We start from the raw sequence: 13816 nt of genomic DNA on the forward strand, positions 1-13816 counted from the left end.
ATGTCAGTGAACTCATGTTCACGCAATTCATCGTATCTTGGGAACTTTTACTTGCGCCAAACGCCTAACCTAGGTAAATTGAGCGTACACGTGTTCACTTAAAGTAGAGCATAGTGTTTCATTTTTTGTTTATTGGTTGGTGTTATGTCTGCACAAAATAATTCAGCAGCCGCTGAAAAACCCCCTATCATTTGGTTAAATGCGTTAGTTTTCGCAATTACCTTTGGTATTACTGTTGTTGCTGTGCCTTGGTATGCAATAACGCACGGATTCTCTACCGCATTGATTGTGGGAATGTTGGCAACCATTTGTTTTGCCGGTATTTCAATTACTGCGGGTTACCATCGTTTGTGGGCGCATCGAGCCTACAACGCACACTGGTCGTTACGCGTGCTGTTTGCCCTAGGTGGCGCATTAGCCGTACAGAACAGTGCGTTACATTGGTCTTCAGATCATCGTGAACATCACAAGCATGTCGATGATAACGACAAAGATCCCTATTCAGCCAAACGTGGTTTCTGGTATTCGCATATCGGATGGATGCTGCGTGAGTACCAAGCTTCGCGTTACACCAACTACGATAACGTAAAAGATCTGCAACAAGATAAAATCGTCATGTGGCAGCACCGTAACTACTTAACCTTAACCTTGTTAACTAGTTTTGGCTGGCCCATCCTGTTCGGTCTGTTAGTGGGTGATATCTGGGGGTCAGTGCTCCTAGTAGGCGTGGCTCGCTTAGTGATTAATCATCACACCACTTTCTTTATCAACTCGCTGGCGCATGTCTGGGGTAAGCAAACTTACACTGACCGCAACACCGCGCGTGATAACGGAGTACTGGCTTTATTAACCTTTGGTGAAGGCTACCATAACTACCACCATATCTTTTCAGCGGATTATCGCAACGGCATTCGCTGGTGGCACTTTGATCCAACTAAATGGTTGATTCGAGCTTGTTCATGGCTTGGTTTAACTAGTGATCTTAAGCGCACCAATGGTTATCAAATTGAAAAAGCCCGGCTAGAAATGCAATTCAAAAAGGCCAAGCAAAAAGCACAAGTCTCCTGTGAGACAACCTTAGCTAAATGGCACGAAGAATATGATGTGTTGATGGCTAAATTACGCGAGTACTATCAAGTGCGTAAGCAGCTGTTAGACGTTAAAGCCAAAGCTTTAGCTGATAGTGTGCACCTACCTACGATGGCTGAATTACAGCACCGGGCGGAAGAGTTGCGTGCTACCTTTATGGCGCATAAACGAGCATTTCAGCAGCAGTTGAAGTTGGTATCTGCGAGCTAACAGCAACCGTTGCTGAACAGATAAGAAAGCCCTACTCAGCATGAGTAGGGCTTTTTTTATTACTTTTTAGCTTTGGCAAAGGCATCGGCAAAAGCCGAACCCATCGCTGAATTTGTAGCGGCCGGTTTGTTTGGTGATGTTGATGCGCGAGCTGGCGCACCTTTGCGGTTCGTCTTAGCGGCACTTTTACCCGCACTACCCGCATTAGCCGCCGGAGCCGGGGCAGGGAGGTCATCGGTTAAACGCATGGTTAAACCGATACGTTTACGTGCGACATCTACCTCGAGTACTTTGACTTTCACGATATCACCCGCTTTGACCACCTCGCGCGGATCGCTTACAAACTTGTCTGAAAGAGCCGACACATGCACCAACCCATCTTGATGCACGCCAATGTCAACGAAGGCACCAAAGGCAGCAACGTTACTCACCACACCCTCTAGCGTCATGCCTGGAGTTAAGTCGTTAATACTGTCGACACCCTCTTTAAAGCTGGCTGTTTTAAACTCAGGGCGTGGGTCGCGACCTGGCTTATCCAGCTCACGCAAAATATCGATGATGGTTGGAATACCAAATTTATCATCGACATAATCGGCCGCTTTCAAGGTCTTTAAGAACCCAGAGTCACCTATGAGTTCAGCAACTTGCTTGTTGTTGCTCTGAGCAATGCGCTCGACTACCGGATAAGCCTCTGGGTGCACCGCCGAAGCATCCAGAGGTTGAGTACCGCCCATGATGCGTAAAAAGCCGGCGGCTTGCTCAAAGGCTTTGGGCCCCATGCGCGGCACTTTTAATAATTGCTGGCGCTGCTCGAACGCGCCGTGGGTATCGCGGTAAGCAATAATATTCTGTGCCACCAATTTCGATAGGCCAGCCACTCGTGCTAATAGCGCCGCCGAGGCCGTATTGATATCTACTCCAACGGCGTTAACGCAGTCTTCTACCACAGCATCCAAACTTTGCGCCAATTGCGCCTGACTCACATCATGTTGGTATTGGCCCACACCAATAGATTTAGGCTCAATTTTCACCAATTCTGCCAGTGGGTCTTGCAGGCGTCGGGCAATGGAGACAGCGCCGCGTAGCGATACGTCTAAATCAGGAAACTCCTGCGCCGCAAGCTCAGAAGCCGAGTACACCGAGGCACCCGCCTCGTTCACAATAACCTTGTGCGCCTTGAGTTCGGGTAGTGCTTTAAGCATATCGCCGACCAATTTATCGGTTTCACGCGAGTGAGTACCGTTACCGATAGCAATCAGTTCAACTTTATATTGCTTACACAAAGTCGCCAAAGTCCGAAGCGATTTATCCACGTGGTTTTGCGGCTGAAAAGGAAACACGGTGTTGGTGGCAAGGACTTTGCCGGTAGCATCTACTACGGCAACCTTCACCCCGGTACGTACGCCTGGGTCAAGCCCCATGGTCACTTTCGCACCAGCTGGTGCTGCCATCAGTAAGTCTTTTAGGTTGTTGGCAAAAATCTGAATGGCATCGGTTTCAGCTCGTTCGCGTATCGCGCCAAAGAGTTCGGTTTCCATGTGCAACAAGATCTTAATCCGCCAAGTCCATTGAATCGTTTGTTGCAACCAAGCGTCCGCGGCACGCTGCTGGTGCTGCCAGCCCAAATGGCTAGCAATAATGTGTTCACAGTAACTGGGGGCTTTAGCATCCTCTTGGTGTGGATCTGCCACCAGCTTCAGTTGCAAGATCCCTTCATTGCGCCCGCGGAACAGCGCTAGGGCTCGGTGCGAAGGGATTTTCTTAAGTGCTTCGCTGAAGGCAAAGTAGTCGCGATACTTACTTCCCTCTTGCTCTTTGCCACTGGCAACGGTGCTAGCAATTTCCGCTTGTTGCCACAAATATTCACGTACTTTCTTCAATAGGGCCGCATCTTCGGCAAAGCGCTCCATCAGAATAAAACGCGCACCTTCAAGAACGGCTTTGCTATCAGCAAACCCAGCTTCGGCATTAATGTATTGCTCGGCTAAGGATTCTGGCTGTTGCTGCGGTTGTGTAAACAAGGTCTCAGCCAAGGGCTCTAGCCCTGCTTCTATCGCGATCTGCCCCTTAGTGCGACGCTTTGGCTTGTAGGGTAAATACAAGTCTTCTAGTTCGGTTTTGGCTTGGGTGCTCTTAATCGCGGCTGCTAGTTCAGGAGTTAACTTACCCTGTTCGGCAATACTGGCCAAAATAACTTGGCGCCGGTCTTCTAAATCACGCAAGTAAGTTAAGCGCTGGGCTAAATTGCGCAACTGAGTGTCGTCTAGGCCACCGGTAGCCTCTTTACGATAACGGGCAATAAAAGGGACGGTAGCGCCATCATCTAATAGCGCGATAGCAGCTTGGATCTGCTGCGAGCCTACCGCTAATTCGGTCGCAATTTGCTGGGTAATCGAGCTCATGGTTTCTCTCGTTAGCTGAAAATTGGGGCCAAGTATACCAGTCTATAGAGGTGCTAGCATTCTCAAATTAAACCTCTTAAGATGCTTGCTATCAGTAGCTTGCCAAGCAAGGATTAGGCGTTGAAGACAAATTTGATTACCCGTGCTGGGTTCACTAAATTAACCGATGAACTCAATTATTTGTGGCGCGAATACCGTCCTGAAATCACCCAGAAAGTAGCCTGGGCGGCAAGCCTTGGTGATCGCAGCGAAAATGCTGATTACAAGGAGAATAAGCGACTGTTACGGCAAATCGACCGCCGCGTGCGATTTTTACGTAAACGACTCGAAGAAGTGCGTATAGTGGATTACTCGCCACAACAACAAGGCCGAGTCTTTTTTGGCGCCTGGGTGGTGATTGAAGATGAGAGTGGGCAACAGCGCCGGTTTCGTATCGTGGGGCCGGATGAGATCTATGGCCGCAACGATTACATCTCGATTGACTCACCGATGGCTCGCGCACTGTTGAAAAAACAAGTAGATGATGAGGTGACTGTGGCAACACCCACTGGCACTAAGTACTGGCTAGTACATACCATTGAGTATGAGTCATAGCCGCAGGGGTTGCGCTTCGACATGTTTGCTTACAAGCCAATTTTGGTAATTATGGTAGGCATCTTTTATAGTTCAGGTAAGTCATAATAAGAGCACTAAATAATGAGCCAAACTACTTTTAAAATACTGGTTGTAGATGACGATGCAAGGTTGCGCAGTTTGTTAGAGCGTTACCTGCAAGAACAAGGTTTTTATGTTCGTAGTGCGGCCGAGAGCGAGCAAATGAATCGGTTGCTAGAGCGTGAAAACTTTCACCTGATGGTGCTAGATTTGATGCTTCCCGGTGAAGATGGTCTAACTATTTGTAAGCGCTTACGCCAACAGAACAATGATATTCCCATTGTGATGCTCACCGCCAAAGGGGACGAAGTGGATCGTATCATCGGCCTTGAATTAGGCGCAGATGACTACTTGGCCAAGCCTTTTAATCCTCGTGAACTGCTGGCCCGTATTCGGGCGGTGCTAAGACGCCGTGGTAATGAAATCCCCGGTGCTCCGGCGGCGCAAGATGAAGAAATCGTGTTTGGTGAGTTCCGGCTTAATTTGGGTACCCGTGAAATGTATCGAGGCGACGAGCAGATGCCACTAACAAGTGGCGAGTTTGCCGTACTCAAAGCCTTGGTGACTCATCCACGCCAGCCGATGTCACGGGATAAACTAATGAATCAGGCCCGAGGCAGAGATTACAGTGCGTTAGAGCGCAGTATTGATGTGCAGGTATCACGGTTGCGGCGGATGCTTGAAGTAGACCCGGCTAATCCGCGTTACATCCAGACTGTGTGGGGTCTAGGTTATGTGTTTGTGCCAGATGGTAAAGCACCGACAGCTGATAAATCTAAGTAATTAAGGTCACGATGCGCCTACTACCTCGCTCAGCTTTTGCTCGCACCGTTGCTTTGATTGCGGTGGTACTGCTGATTAACCAACTGGTATCGTATGTGATGGTTGGTTTGTATGTCGTCAAACCCAGTATGCAGCAAATCAGTAGTGTGGTGGCGCGCCAAGTGCAGGGCATCTTAGTGCTAGATACTTGGCTGCAACAGAGTGAACGGGCACGTGCTGAGCACCAACAGTTGGTCCAGGACTACACTGCCGCCACCGGGGTGTTGCCGCTGTCTGAGTTAGAAGCGGTGAAGCGAGGTTTGCAACAAACCTCTCGTTATAATTTTCTCTCCGCACAAATGTCAGAATTGCTGCAGGCCGATACCGAAGTTCGTATTTCACAGGGCGACGTGTATCGAGTGTGGATAAAAACGGCTGCGATTCCTGACTATTGGCTGGTGATAGATCTGGATAAGTTTGATGAAGCACGGTTCTCACCGTTACTCTTTTATCTAGGCCTGATTGGTTTGTTAAGCGTATTCGGCGGCATGCTGTTTACAACGTGGCAAAACCGCCCGCTCAAGGCCCTAGAAGCAGCAGCTAAACGTATCGGTCGCGGCGAATACCCAGATCAACTTAAAGAAGCAGGCTCGACCGAGGTGGTGGCAGTAACTCGGGCTTTCAACCAAATGACAGAAGGGGTACGCCAACTTGAGCAAGACCGCGCCTTACTGATGGCAGGGGTATCTCATGATCTGCGGACACCACTCACACGGATTCGTTTGGCGACAGAGATGATGCCACCGGATGAAGATTATTTAGCTGAAAGTATCATTAATGATATTGATGATATGAACGCCATTATTGATCAATTTATTGATTATGTTCGCATTGATACTGTAGCCGATAACGAGCGTAATAATCTGAATTATCTAGTTGAAGAAGTGGTGGGCCATAGTCCCGAAAATTGGCACAGCAAGATCGAGGTGATTTACACCGAGGTACCCGATGTTGCAGTGCGTGCCATATCCATTAAGCGGGTGCTGCAAAATTTACTCGAGAACGCTGAGCGTTACGGTAATGGACGGGTACTTATCGAAACGGGTTATGACCAAAGTCGGCAGCGAGTGTGGTTTAAGGTTTGTGACAATGGCCCGGGTATCCCTGCCAAGCAAGTAGCGAAAGTGATTCAGCCTTTTACTCAAGGTGACACGGCCCGCGCCGCTAAAGGTTCTGGGTTGGGGTTAGCGATTGTGAAACGAATTGTCGAACGCCACCAAGGCCGCGTGGTGTTTAGCACCAGTCAACGGCTTGGTGGATTATGCATCCGGGTTGAATTGCCGGCGGTGGTCTAGCTCTTAACGATTAATTTTTTACTCGGTTTAAGCCGTTAAGTGCTGCCACGCGATAGGCTTCAGCCATGGTTGGGTAGTTAAAGGTTGTGTTTACAAAGTACTCGATGGTATTGCCTTCACCTTGTTGCTCCATAATGGCCTGGCCGATGTGAATGATCTCAGCCGCGCGTTCGCCAAAGCAATGAATCCCTAACACTTGTTTGGTCTCGCGATGGAACAGAATTTTTAAGCTCCCTACCAACATATTAGAAATTTGCGCTCGAGCCAGGTGCTTAAATTGCGCACGGCCCACTTCATAGGGTACTTTTTGCGCAGTCAATTCTTCTTCAGTTTTGCCCACCGAGCTGATTTCGGGAATGGTGTAAATTCCGGTAGGAATATCACTGATCAAGCGCTGATCACAGTCACCAAAGAGCATGGCGGTGGCACAGATACGCCCTTGATCATAGGCCGCACTTGCTAGCGACGGATAGCCGATAATATCCCCCACAGCATAGATGTTATCAACGGCAGTTTGATAGTGCTTATTTACTTCTAACTGCCCCCGATGATTGGTGGTTAAACCCACTGTATCAAGTTGCAACTGCTCAAAGTTACCAGAGCGGCCGTTGGCGAACAGCAGGCAATCAGCATCGATACGTTTACCAGACTGGGTGTACATAGTCACCCCATCTTCATGGCCGCGGATGCTTTGGTATTCTTCGTTATGACGGATCACTACGCCACTGTTACGCAAGTGATAGCTTAACGCATCAGAGATCTCTGCATCAAGAAACGATAGCAGCCGTTCACGAGTATTGATTAAATCTACTTTAACGCCTAACCCCCGAAAGATACTGGCATACTCACAACCAATCACCCCAGCACCATAAATAATGATGCTGCGTGGTTCATGTTTGAGTTGCAATACTGTGTCTGAGTCGTAGATGCGTTCGTGACTAAAATCGACATCCTGAGGGTGATAAGGGCGTGAACCGGTAGCAATTACAATCTGTTTGCAGCCAATGATTTCATAAGTACCATCGGCTTGGGTAATGCGCAGCTCGTGGGCTGATTCGAAGCTAGCCACCCCATGCAGCACAGTAACGTTATTGCGCTCGTAAAAACCGCTGCGTAAACGAATCTGCTTACCAATCACCCCTTGTGCATGGCGTAAAATTTCGGCGAAGGTTAGCCCGCGGTGAACTTTTTCGCCGGCAAACAAGGGCGTGCTGTTATATTCAATTAAGCGACTTACCGAATGCCGCAGTGCCTTTGATGGGATCGTGCCCCAGTGAGTGCAGCCACCACCAATCGAATCGTACTTTTCAATCACGGCAACTCGACGGCCATGTTTAGCTAATTGCATTGCTGCACCTTCGCCGCCGGGGCCGGTACCAATCACTACCGCATCAAACTGAATAGGGGGTGTCGCCATATGAATGCTCCTTGTGGGTTGTACCCATTTGCGCTTTATCGTTATAGTACCATTGTCGCGGAAAAAATAACGTCCGATGTGTCAAGCTAGTTAATGGAATCATCATGGCGCGCAAACAAGTTCCAGAAATTTTAACTCGTCAAGTTGTGGCGCAAAGTCGGTTACTCAAAATTGAGGCGGTCGATTTGCGTTTTAGTAATGGGCAAGAACGCCAATTTGAGCGCATGGCGGGTAGTGGTCGCGGCGCCGTAATGATAGTGCCGTTCTTAAAGGCGGATACCCTGATGTTGGTGCGCGAATATGCGGCCGGCTTGCACAATTATCAGTTGGGCTTTCCGAAAGGTTTAATCGACCCCGGCGAGTCGCCTGAACAGGCCGCGAATCGCGAGCTTAAAGAAGAAATAGGATATGGCGCAAGAGAGCTGATTCCGCTGAAGAGTGTGACTATGGCGCCGCAGTTTTTTGCTGCCACCATGCATATTTTTGTGGCGCGAGATCTCTATCCCGAGCAGTTGCAAGGTGATGAGCCAGAACCGTTAGAACTGGTGCCTTGGTCAACCAATGACATCGATGCCTTGTTGGCCCAGCCTGATTTTACTGAAGCACGCAGCATAGCCGCGTTATTAATGACCTTGCGCGAGGGACACGCATGAAACGAGCCGATACGGATGTAGCAGAATTAGCTGAGTTACTTGATGGTGCCTGTGTGGTGGCTCGCCAAGCCGGTGCTGTGGTGATGGATATCTACCAGAATCAAGCCTACGAAACTTATGCGAAGGATGATGAATCGCCGGTCACCAGCGCCGATTATGCTGCCAATCAGGTGATCATTGATGGCTTAACAGCCTTAGATAAGACCATTCCGATTTTATCGGAAGAGGGCTCACACCTGAGTTTGGACGAACGCCAGCAATGGTCACGCTATTGGTTAATTGACCCTATTGATGGCACGCAAGAATTTATCGCTGGTAGCGGCGATTTTGGGATTGTTATCGCATTGGTGGAGCAATCACAACCGGGGCAACATCAGCCGGTGCTTGGGGTGATTTATTGGCCGGCAACCGCAACCTTGTATTGCGCCCAGCGCGGGCAAGGAGCAGTGAAGATCTCGTCGGCGGGCACCGAACGCCTGCAAGTTCGCCAATTTAGCCAACCGGAGCAAGAAGCTATTACCATTGCTATGAGTCGCCGCCAGCCGCCAGCCCGGGTGCTGCAACGGATGAGTGCCGCACGCAGCTACACCACGGTAGCTACCGGGAGTTGCTCTTTAAAAGCCTGTCTTGTGGCTGAAGGCAGCGCTGATTGCTTTTTGCGGGTGGGGCCAACGGGCGAGTGGGATACTGCCGCTGCAGAAGTTATTGTAGGCGAAGCTGGCGGTCGTATTGTCGATGAATACTTTCAGCCCTTAAGCTACAACCGCGAAACTAGCTTAGGCAATCCAAACTTTATCGTGTTAGGTGATGCCAAGGTGCCATGGCAACAAGTGTTTACTCACCACCTGAGTTAAATTCATCAGCGGCCATAATATTCACGGTTTCGTGCAGTTCAGACCAGACCAGCACCGCCTGTTTGTGCTCTAACTGCCGCCGTACATCCTCAACTTTGGCAGCGAGTGATTTTTCTTGCTCGCCATAATCAGTGCCTTCGCGCAGTACAAAGCTTTCGATCAGCGCGGTTAAGGTTTCGGCATCAAGTTGTTGCCATGGGATCAGCATGAAATCTCCTTAGTTATCTTGTTCACTGGCTTGGTGGAGCGCCTCTTCTGCTTCCATCCAGGCTTCTTCGGCCGCTTGTAAGGCTTGTTGTTGTGCGGCCTGACGTTGTAGAAGCTCAGTCAGTTGAGCCTTGTTGGCGGCCTCATACAAACTATTATCAGCAAGCAACTGATTGATTTCGGCTAACACTGCACTTACTTGTTCGAGTTTCTGCTCAGCCTTGGTCACCTTATCCTTCAGCGGTTTGAGTGCTTGACGGCGCTCAGCGGCCTGGCGTTTTTCAGCTTTACGGTCGGCCTTACCGCTACTACCGTCGGTGGTATCAGCGTTGGCGCTACTGGCTTGCTGTTTGAGCCACTCGTGGTAGTTATCCAAATCACCCGCAAAAGGCTGCACCTGTTGATGAGCTACCAGATAAAACTCATCCACCGTGGTACGCAATAAATGACGGTCGTGGCTGACAATCACCATAGCGCCAACAAAGTCTTGTAAAGCAAAAACTAAGGCTTCGCGCATCTGGCTATCTAAATGGTTGGTAGGCTCGTCCAATAGCAGCATATTCGGTTTTTGATAGACAATCAGAGCCAACACTAAGCGTGCTTTTTCACCGCCGGACATAGGCCCCACCGCAGCGGTTGCGGCATCACCGGAAAAGCCAAAACCACCGATAAAATCGCGCAACTGCTGTTCGCTGGCGGTTGGATCTAAGCGTTGTAGATGCAAGAGTGCACTGGCATGCAAATCAAGCAGTTCTAATTGGTGTTGCGCAAAATACCCAAGTCGCACTCCGGGGTTCAACTGCACCACGCCCACTTGCGGTTTGAGTTGCCCTGCTAGCAATTTGATTAATGTTGATTTACCCGCACCGTTGCGGCCGAGCAGACCGATGCGGCTCCCCGGCACTAAATTAAAGCTAATATCGGCTAGAATAGTTACCGCGGCATCACCTTCACCATAGCCCGCTTGCACTTGCTGCATGGTTAGTAAAGGGTTAGGTAATTGAGGCGGCTCTTTAAAGCTGAACTGAAAGCCACTCGCCGCACGTAGGGGGGCTCCTGCCTGTAAGCGCTCTAACGCTTTAATTCGGCTCTGGGCTTGCTTGGCTTTGCTGGCTTTGTAGCGAAACCTGTCAATGTAGCTCTGTAGATGCTTTTTCTGAGCTTGTTCTTTTTCAAACTGCGCTTGTTGTTGCGCTAGCTGTTCTGCTTGTTGGCGCTCAAAGCTGCTGTAATTGCCACTGTAACTGGTAGCGCGCTGGTGCTCGATATGAATGATTTGTCCGGCAATCGCATCCAAAAAGTCGCGGTCGTGGGAAATCACCATCAGCGTACCCGGATACCGTTGCAGCCAATCTTCTAGCCAGAAAATGGCGTCAACATCGAGGTGGTTGGTCGGTTCATCAAGTAACAGTAGGTCTGCGCGCGCAATCAAAGCTTGTGCCAAGTTCAGGCGCATGCGCCAGCCGCCGGAAAAAGCCTTCACCGGTAAATAAATCTGATCGGGTTGAAAGCCTAAACCGTTTAATAGAGCGGCAGCCCGTGCGTTGGCATCATAACCACCAATGGTAGCTAAGGCATCGTGTAAGGAGCCAATGGCATGACCGTCGTGGCGAGCTTCAGCATCAGCTAGTTGCTGTTGCAAGTGGCGCAGTTCAGTATCGCCATCTAGCACATACTCAAGGGCGGCTTGATCTAACGCTGGGGTTTCTTGTTTCACGCTAGCAATACGCCATGCCGGTGGCAATTCGCAACTGCCTTGTTCGGTTTGTAGCTCGCCCCGCAGCAAGGCAAATAGTGATGATTTACCGGTGCCGTTGCGCCCAACCAGGCCCACATGGTGCCCCGGAAAGACAGTAATATCGGCATTTTCTAACAATAACTTGCCACCGCGCATTAATGACATGGCGCGCATTTGTATCATAACGAGTTCCTGAACTTGGTGTTTGTGCTAGGTTTCTGCGACAATTATACCCGATACCATAAGAGGTGAATATGACTCGAACTAGGAAACGCTTTATTGCTGGGGCAGAATGCCCAGCATGCCAGGCCCAAGATACCCTGATGCTGACTATTGTAAATCAGCAAGAACAGGTGCAATGTGTGCAATGCGGGCATAAATTTGAGGAGCGTCAAGCAGCGGCACCGGCCCCTGCATCAGCGCAACAACCCGAAAAAGTCCCCGCGGGGCAGGTGATCGGGTTTTTTAAACCAGAATAGATTCAGAACTCGCTAGATGCGGGAGAGAATAACAACAACAAGGGAGTAATTAGCATGATTGTAGATTGGGTATTATGGGGCCTGTGGGTCATTTTAGTGACGGTGATGGTACAGTGGTTTGTGGCCAGTCGCTTCAAAGCAGCAGCACCAGGAGCTGTACCGGGTAAAATCAGCGCAGAACTCAGCCATGATTCCTTTGTGTTCCGAGCTCATCGCACCTTTCAGAACTCTATCGAAAACGTTCCCTTTTTTGCCGCCGCCGTGTTACTCGCTATTTTGAGTGGAGTGCAGTCGCAGTGGTTCGTCGCTTGGGTGTGGCTCTATGCTATTATTCGCATCATTCACATGGTGTTGTATTATGCGATAGCAACCGAGAAAAACCCCAGCCCACGTAGTTATTTTTTCATTGTGGGCGTGGTGGCAAACATTGCAGTGTTAGTGCAAGCAGCGATGGTCTTGGCTGGGGCTTAACGAACACGAGGTAAATTATGGTTGAACGTCAATATCCAATTGGTACTCCGGGCAAACCTTGGGGGCCTGCAGAGAAACTCGAATGGCAACAAGCCCAGCAGCTCAAGCGTTCTTATTTTGAGGACGTGGTACCCGCTATCAACGCTTTGCATGAACGTTTTGATGTAGAACAATATGGCCTGATTGAATATCCAGCGAATAACTACCCGTTGTTTGCAGTAAAAACCCGCGATTGGCAATCAAACAAGCCTACTGTATTAATTACGGGCGGGGTGCATGGCTATGAGACCAGTGGTGTACATGGCGCTCTGCGGTTTTTAGAAACCCAAGCTGAGCATTACAGTCAGTGGTTTAATCTGGTTGTCGCACCTTGTCTAAGCCCGTGGGGCTACGAAACCATCAATCGTTGGAACCCCCATGCGATAGACCCTAACCGGTCCTTTAAAGCACCTAGCCCTGCGGCTGAATGTGCCAACATCATGGATTATCTAGGCCAACAGCAATGGCAATTTTTAGCTCATTTTGATCTGCACGAAACGACCGATACCGACAATAGCGAATTTCGTCCGGCGAAAGCCGCTCTTGATGGCACTGTTAATACCAACTGGAACATTCCGGATGGTTTTTATACGGTGGGTAACTCAGAAATTCCGACGCCAGAGTTTCAGCGTGCCATTATCGACTCCGTGCGCAAAGTAACTCATATCGCCCCAGCGGACGACGAAGGTAAAATCATTGGGGCTGAATTACAGCAAGAAGGCGTGATTCATTACGCTGGCCGCGAACTCGGATTGTGTATGGGCTTAACCGATGCACCTTATGTAACCACTACCGAGGTTTATCCTGATAGCGCTAATGCCACCCCTGAGCAATGCATCTTAGCTCAAGTGGCTGCGATCGTAGGTGGCTTGGACTATTTGCGTGACCAAGCCTAGAGGGTGAAACATGCAGCAGGTGGTTGAGGTTACCCAACGCTGGTTGTGGCAAGTGATTGTAAAGTACAACATTTGCCCGTTTGCCCGGCAAGAAATTGAAGCTCAACGCATTAACTATCAGGTGTGCAACGCTACTGCGGTCGAGGATATCTTGGCGGCCGTGGTGGCTGAGTGTAAGTTTTTAGATGAGCATCCTGAAGTGGCCACAGCGCTGGTGATAGTGCCCGATGCTTTAGCCGAATTTAGCGATTATTTAGATACCTTAGACTTAGCTAATCAGTTGTTAGGATTAGAAGGCTACGAAGGAGTGTTTCAGTTGGCTAGTTTTCATCCAGCCTACTGCTTCGCCGGTGAGCCTGAAGATGACCCTGCCAATTATACTAACCGTGCACCTTATCCTATCTTTCATATTTTGCGTGAAGATGAGTTGGCCGAGGCACTGGATAACTTTGATCAACCTGAACTGATCCCGGAGCGCAATATAGCTTTCGCGCGCCGTAAAGGTGCCGCATTTTTTGAGCGTTTGCTGCATAAAATTAAAGCTGGCGAGCCCCCTGCCGATAATTCTTAACATCTGTGACTAACTACTG

Annotated in this window: 14 protein-coding genes; 10 read left to right on the plus strand and 4 right to left on the minus strand. The window is 49.5% G+C overall.

The genetic code is table 11. The annotated features are described in order from the left end of the window. Nucleotides 1–144: 144 nt before the first annotated feature. Nucleotides 145–1299 carry an acyl-CoA desaturase gene (locus AB8S08_RS01115; RefSeq protein WP_369743115.1) on the plus strand — a complete coding sequence of 385 codons (1155 nt, stop codon included), beginning with the start codon at nt 145–147 and terminating at the stop codon, nt 1297–1299. 59 nt (nt 1300–1358) lie between these two features. On the opposite strand, the gene AB8S08_RS01120 is transcribed toward AB8S08_RS01115, so the two are convergent. Further along, nucleotides 1359–3701, minus strand: a complete 2343-nt coding sequence (locus AB8S08_RS01120; protein WP_369743116.1) for a Tex family protein — start codon at nt 3699–3701, stop codon at nt 1359–1361. A gap of 120 nt (nt 3702–3821) precedes the next feature. Between AB8S08_RS01120 and greB the strand changes: the two genes are divergently transcribed. From greB to envZ, 3 genes are all read left to right on the plus strand, one after another. Next, on the plus strand, nt 3822–4295 hold the full coding sequence (gene greB, locus AB8S08_RS01125; protein WP_110076635.1) for a transcription elongation factor GreB: 474 nt from the start codon (nt 3822–3824) through the stop codon (nt 4293–4295). 102 nt (nt 4296–4397) lie between these two features. Then, nucleotides 4398–5138 carry a two-component system response regulator OmpR gene (gene ompR, locus AB8S08_RS01130; RefSeq protein WP_110076634.1) on the plus strand — a complete coding sequence of 247 codons (741 nt, stop codon included), beginning with the start codon at nt 4398–4400 and terminating at the stop codon, nt 5136–5138. An 11-nt stretch (nt 5139–5149) separates the two neighbouring features. Further along, the gene (gene envZ, locus AB8S08_RS01135; RefSeq protein WP_369743118.1) at nt 5150–6472 is read left to right on the plus strand and encodes a two-component system sensor histidine kinase EnvZ; all 1323 of its coding nucleotides are present in this window, start codon (nt 5150–5152) and stop codon (nt 6470–6472) included. Nucleotides 6473–6482: 10 nt separating this feature from the next. Here envZ and sthA read toward each other — a convergent pair whose 3' ends face one another. Further along, entirely contained in the window at nt 6483–7889 is a 1407-nt protein-coding gene (gene sthA / locus AB8S08_RS01140; protein ID WP_369743120.1) for a Si-specific NAD(P)(+) transhydrogenase, read from the minus strand. 104 nt (nt 7890–7993) lie between these two features. Here sthA and nudE point away from each other — a divergent pair, with 104 nt between their 5' ends. Together nudE and cysQ are read left to right on the plus strand one after the other, a co-directional pair. Then, a complete protein-coding gene (nudE, locus tag AB8S08_RS01145; protein WP_369743121.1) occupies nt 7994–8542 on the plus strand; it encodes an ADP compounds hydrolase NudE in 549 nt (182 codons plus the stop codon). Then, nucleotides 8539–9396 carry a 3'(2'),5'-bisphosphate nucleotidase CysQ gene (gene cysQ / locus AB8S08_RS01150; RefSeq protein WP_369743123.1) on the plus strand — a complete coding sequence of 286 codons (858 nt, stop codon included), beginning with the start codon at nt 8539–8541 and terminating at the stop codon, nt 9394–9396. The genes nudE and cysQ overlap by 4 nt, the downstream gene beginning before the upstream one ends. Here cysQ and AB8S08_RS01155 read toward each other — a convergent pair. Continuing rightward, nucleotides 9377–9604, minus strand: a complete 228-nt coding sequence (locus AB8S08_RS01155; protein WP_369743125.1) for a YheU family protein — start codon at nt 9602–9604, stop codon at nt 9377–9379. The two genes, cysQ and AB8S08_RS01155, sit on opposite strands and share 20 nt — an antisense overlap. 9 nt (nt 9605–9613) lie before the next feature. Next, the gene (locus tag AB8S08_RS01160) at nt 9614–11524 is read right to left on the minus strand and encodes an ATP-binding cassette domain-containing protein (RefSeq protein WP_369743127.1); all 1911 of its coding nucleotides are present in this window, start codon (nt 11522–11524) and stop codon (nt 9614–9616) included. A gap of 71 nt (nt 11525–11595) precedes the next feature. On the opposite strand from AB8S08_RS01160, the gene AB8S08_RS01165 reads away from it, so the two are divergent. From AB8S08_RS01165 to AB8S08_RS01180, 4 genes are read left to right on the plus strand one after another with little or no spacing between them, the layout of a single operon-like run. Then, complete coding sequence (locus AB8S08_RS01165; RefSeq protein WP_369743128.1) at nt 11596–11820, plus strand: YheV family putative zinc ribbon protein; 225 nt, start codon at nt 11596–11598, stop codon at nt 11818–11820. A gap of 54 nt (nt 11821–11874) precedes the next feature. After that, nucleotides 11875–12291, plus strand: a complete 417-nt coding sequence (locus AB8S08_RS01170) for an MAPEG family protein (RefSeq protein ID WP_369743130.1) — start codon at nt 11875–11877, stop codon at nt 12289–12291. A 17-nt stretch (nt 12292–12308) separates the two neighbouring features. Beyond that, entirely contained in the window at nt 12309–13226 is a 918-nt protein-coding gene (locus AB8S08_RS01175; protein WP_369743132.1) for a M14 family metallocarboxypeptidase, read from the plus strand. 10 nt (nt 13227–13236) lie between these two features. Further along, nucleotides 13237–13797: a DUF1415 domain-containing protein gene (locus AB8S08_RS01180; RefSeq protein WP_369743134.1), complete on the plus strand. Its 561-nt coding sequence runs from the start codon at nt 13237–13239 to the stop codon at nt 13795–13797. The last annotated feature ends 19 nt before the right edge of the window (nt 13798–13816 follow it).

This window comes from Pseudidiomarina sp. PP-1MA, assembly GCF_041200125.1.
In the GTDB taxonomy this organism is placed as follows: Bacteria; Pseudomonadota; Gammaproteobacteria; order Enterobacterales; family Alteromonadaceae; genus Pseudidiomarina; species Pseudidiomarina fusca.

Bases quoted from the DNA above. Each gene is read 5' to 3' on its own strand.
- AB8S08_RS01115 (WP_369743115.1), top strand. From the start codon at position 145: ATGTCTGCACAAAATAATTCAGCAGCCGCTGAAAAACCCCCTATCATT.
- AB8S08_RS01120 (WP_369743116.1), bottom strand. From the start codon at position 3,701: ATGAGCTCGATTACCCAGCAAATTGCGACCGAATTAGCGGTAGGCTCG.
- ompR (WP_110076634.1), top strand. From the start codon at position 4,398: ATGAGCCAAACTACTTTTAAAATACTGGTTGTAGATGACGATGCAAGG.
- envZ (WP_369743118.1), top strand. From the start codon at position 5,150: ATGCGCCTACTACCTCGCTCAGCTTTTGCTCGCACCGTTGCTTTGATT.
- sthA (WP_369743120.1), bottom strand. From the start codon at position 7,889: ATGGCGACACCCCCTATTCAGTTTGATGCGGTAGTGATTGGTACCGGC.
- nudE (WP_369743121.1), top strand. From the start codon at position 7,994: ATGGCGCGCAAACAAGTTCCAGAAATTTTAACTCGTCAAGTTGTGGCG.
- cysQ (WP_369743123.1), top strand. From the start codon at position 8,539: ATGAAACGAGCCGATACGGATGTAGCAGAATTAGCTGAGTTACTTGAT.
- AB8S08_RS01155 (WP_369743125.1), bottom strand. From the start codon at position 9,604: ATGCTGATCCCATGGCAACAACTTGATGCCGAAACCTTAACCGCGCTG.
- AB8S08_RS01160 (WP_369743127.1), bottom strand. From the start codon at position 11,524: ATGATACAAATGCGCGCCATGTCATTAATGCGCGGTGGCAAGTTATTG.
- AB8S08_RS01165 (WP_369743128.1), top strand. From the start codon at position 11,596: ATGACTCGAACTAGGAAACGCTTTATTGCTGGGGCAGAATGCCCAGCA.
- AB8S08_RS01170 (WP_369743130.1), top strand. From the start codon at position 11,875: ATGATTGTAGATTGGGTATTATGGGGCCTGTGGGTCATTTTAGTGACG.
- AB8S08_RS01175 (WP_369743132.1), top strand. From the start codon at position 12,309: ATGGTTGAACGTCAATATCCAATTGGTACTCCGGGCAAACCTTGGGGG.
- AB8S08_RS01180 (WP_369743134.1), top strand. From the start codon at position 13,237: ATGCAGCAGGTGGTTGAGGTTACCCAACGCTGGTTGTGGCAAGTGATT.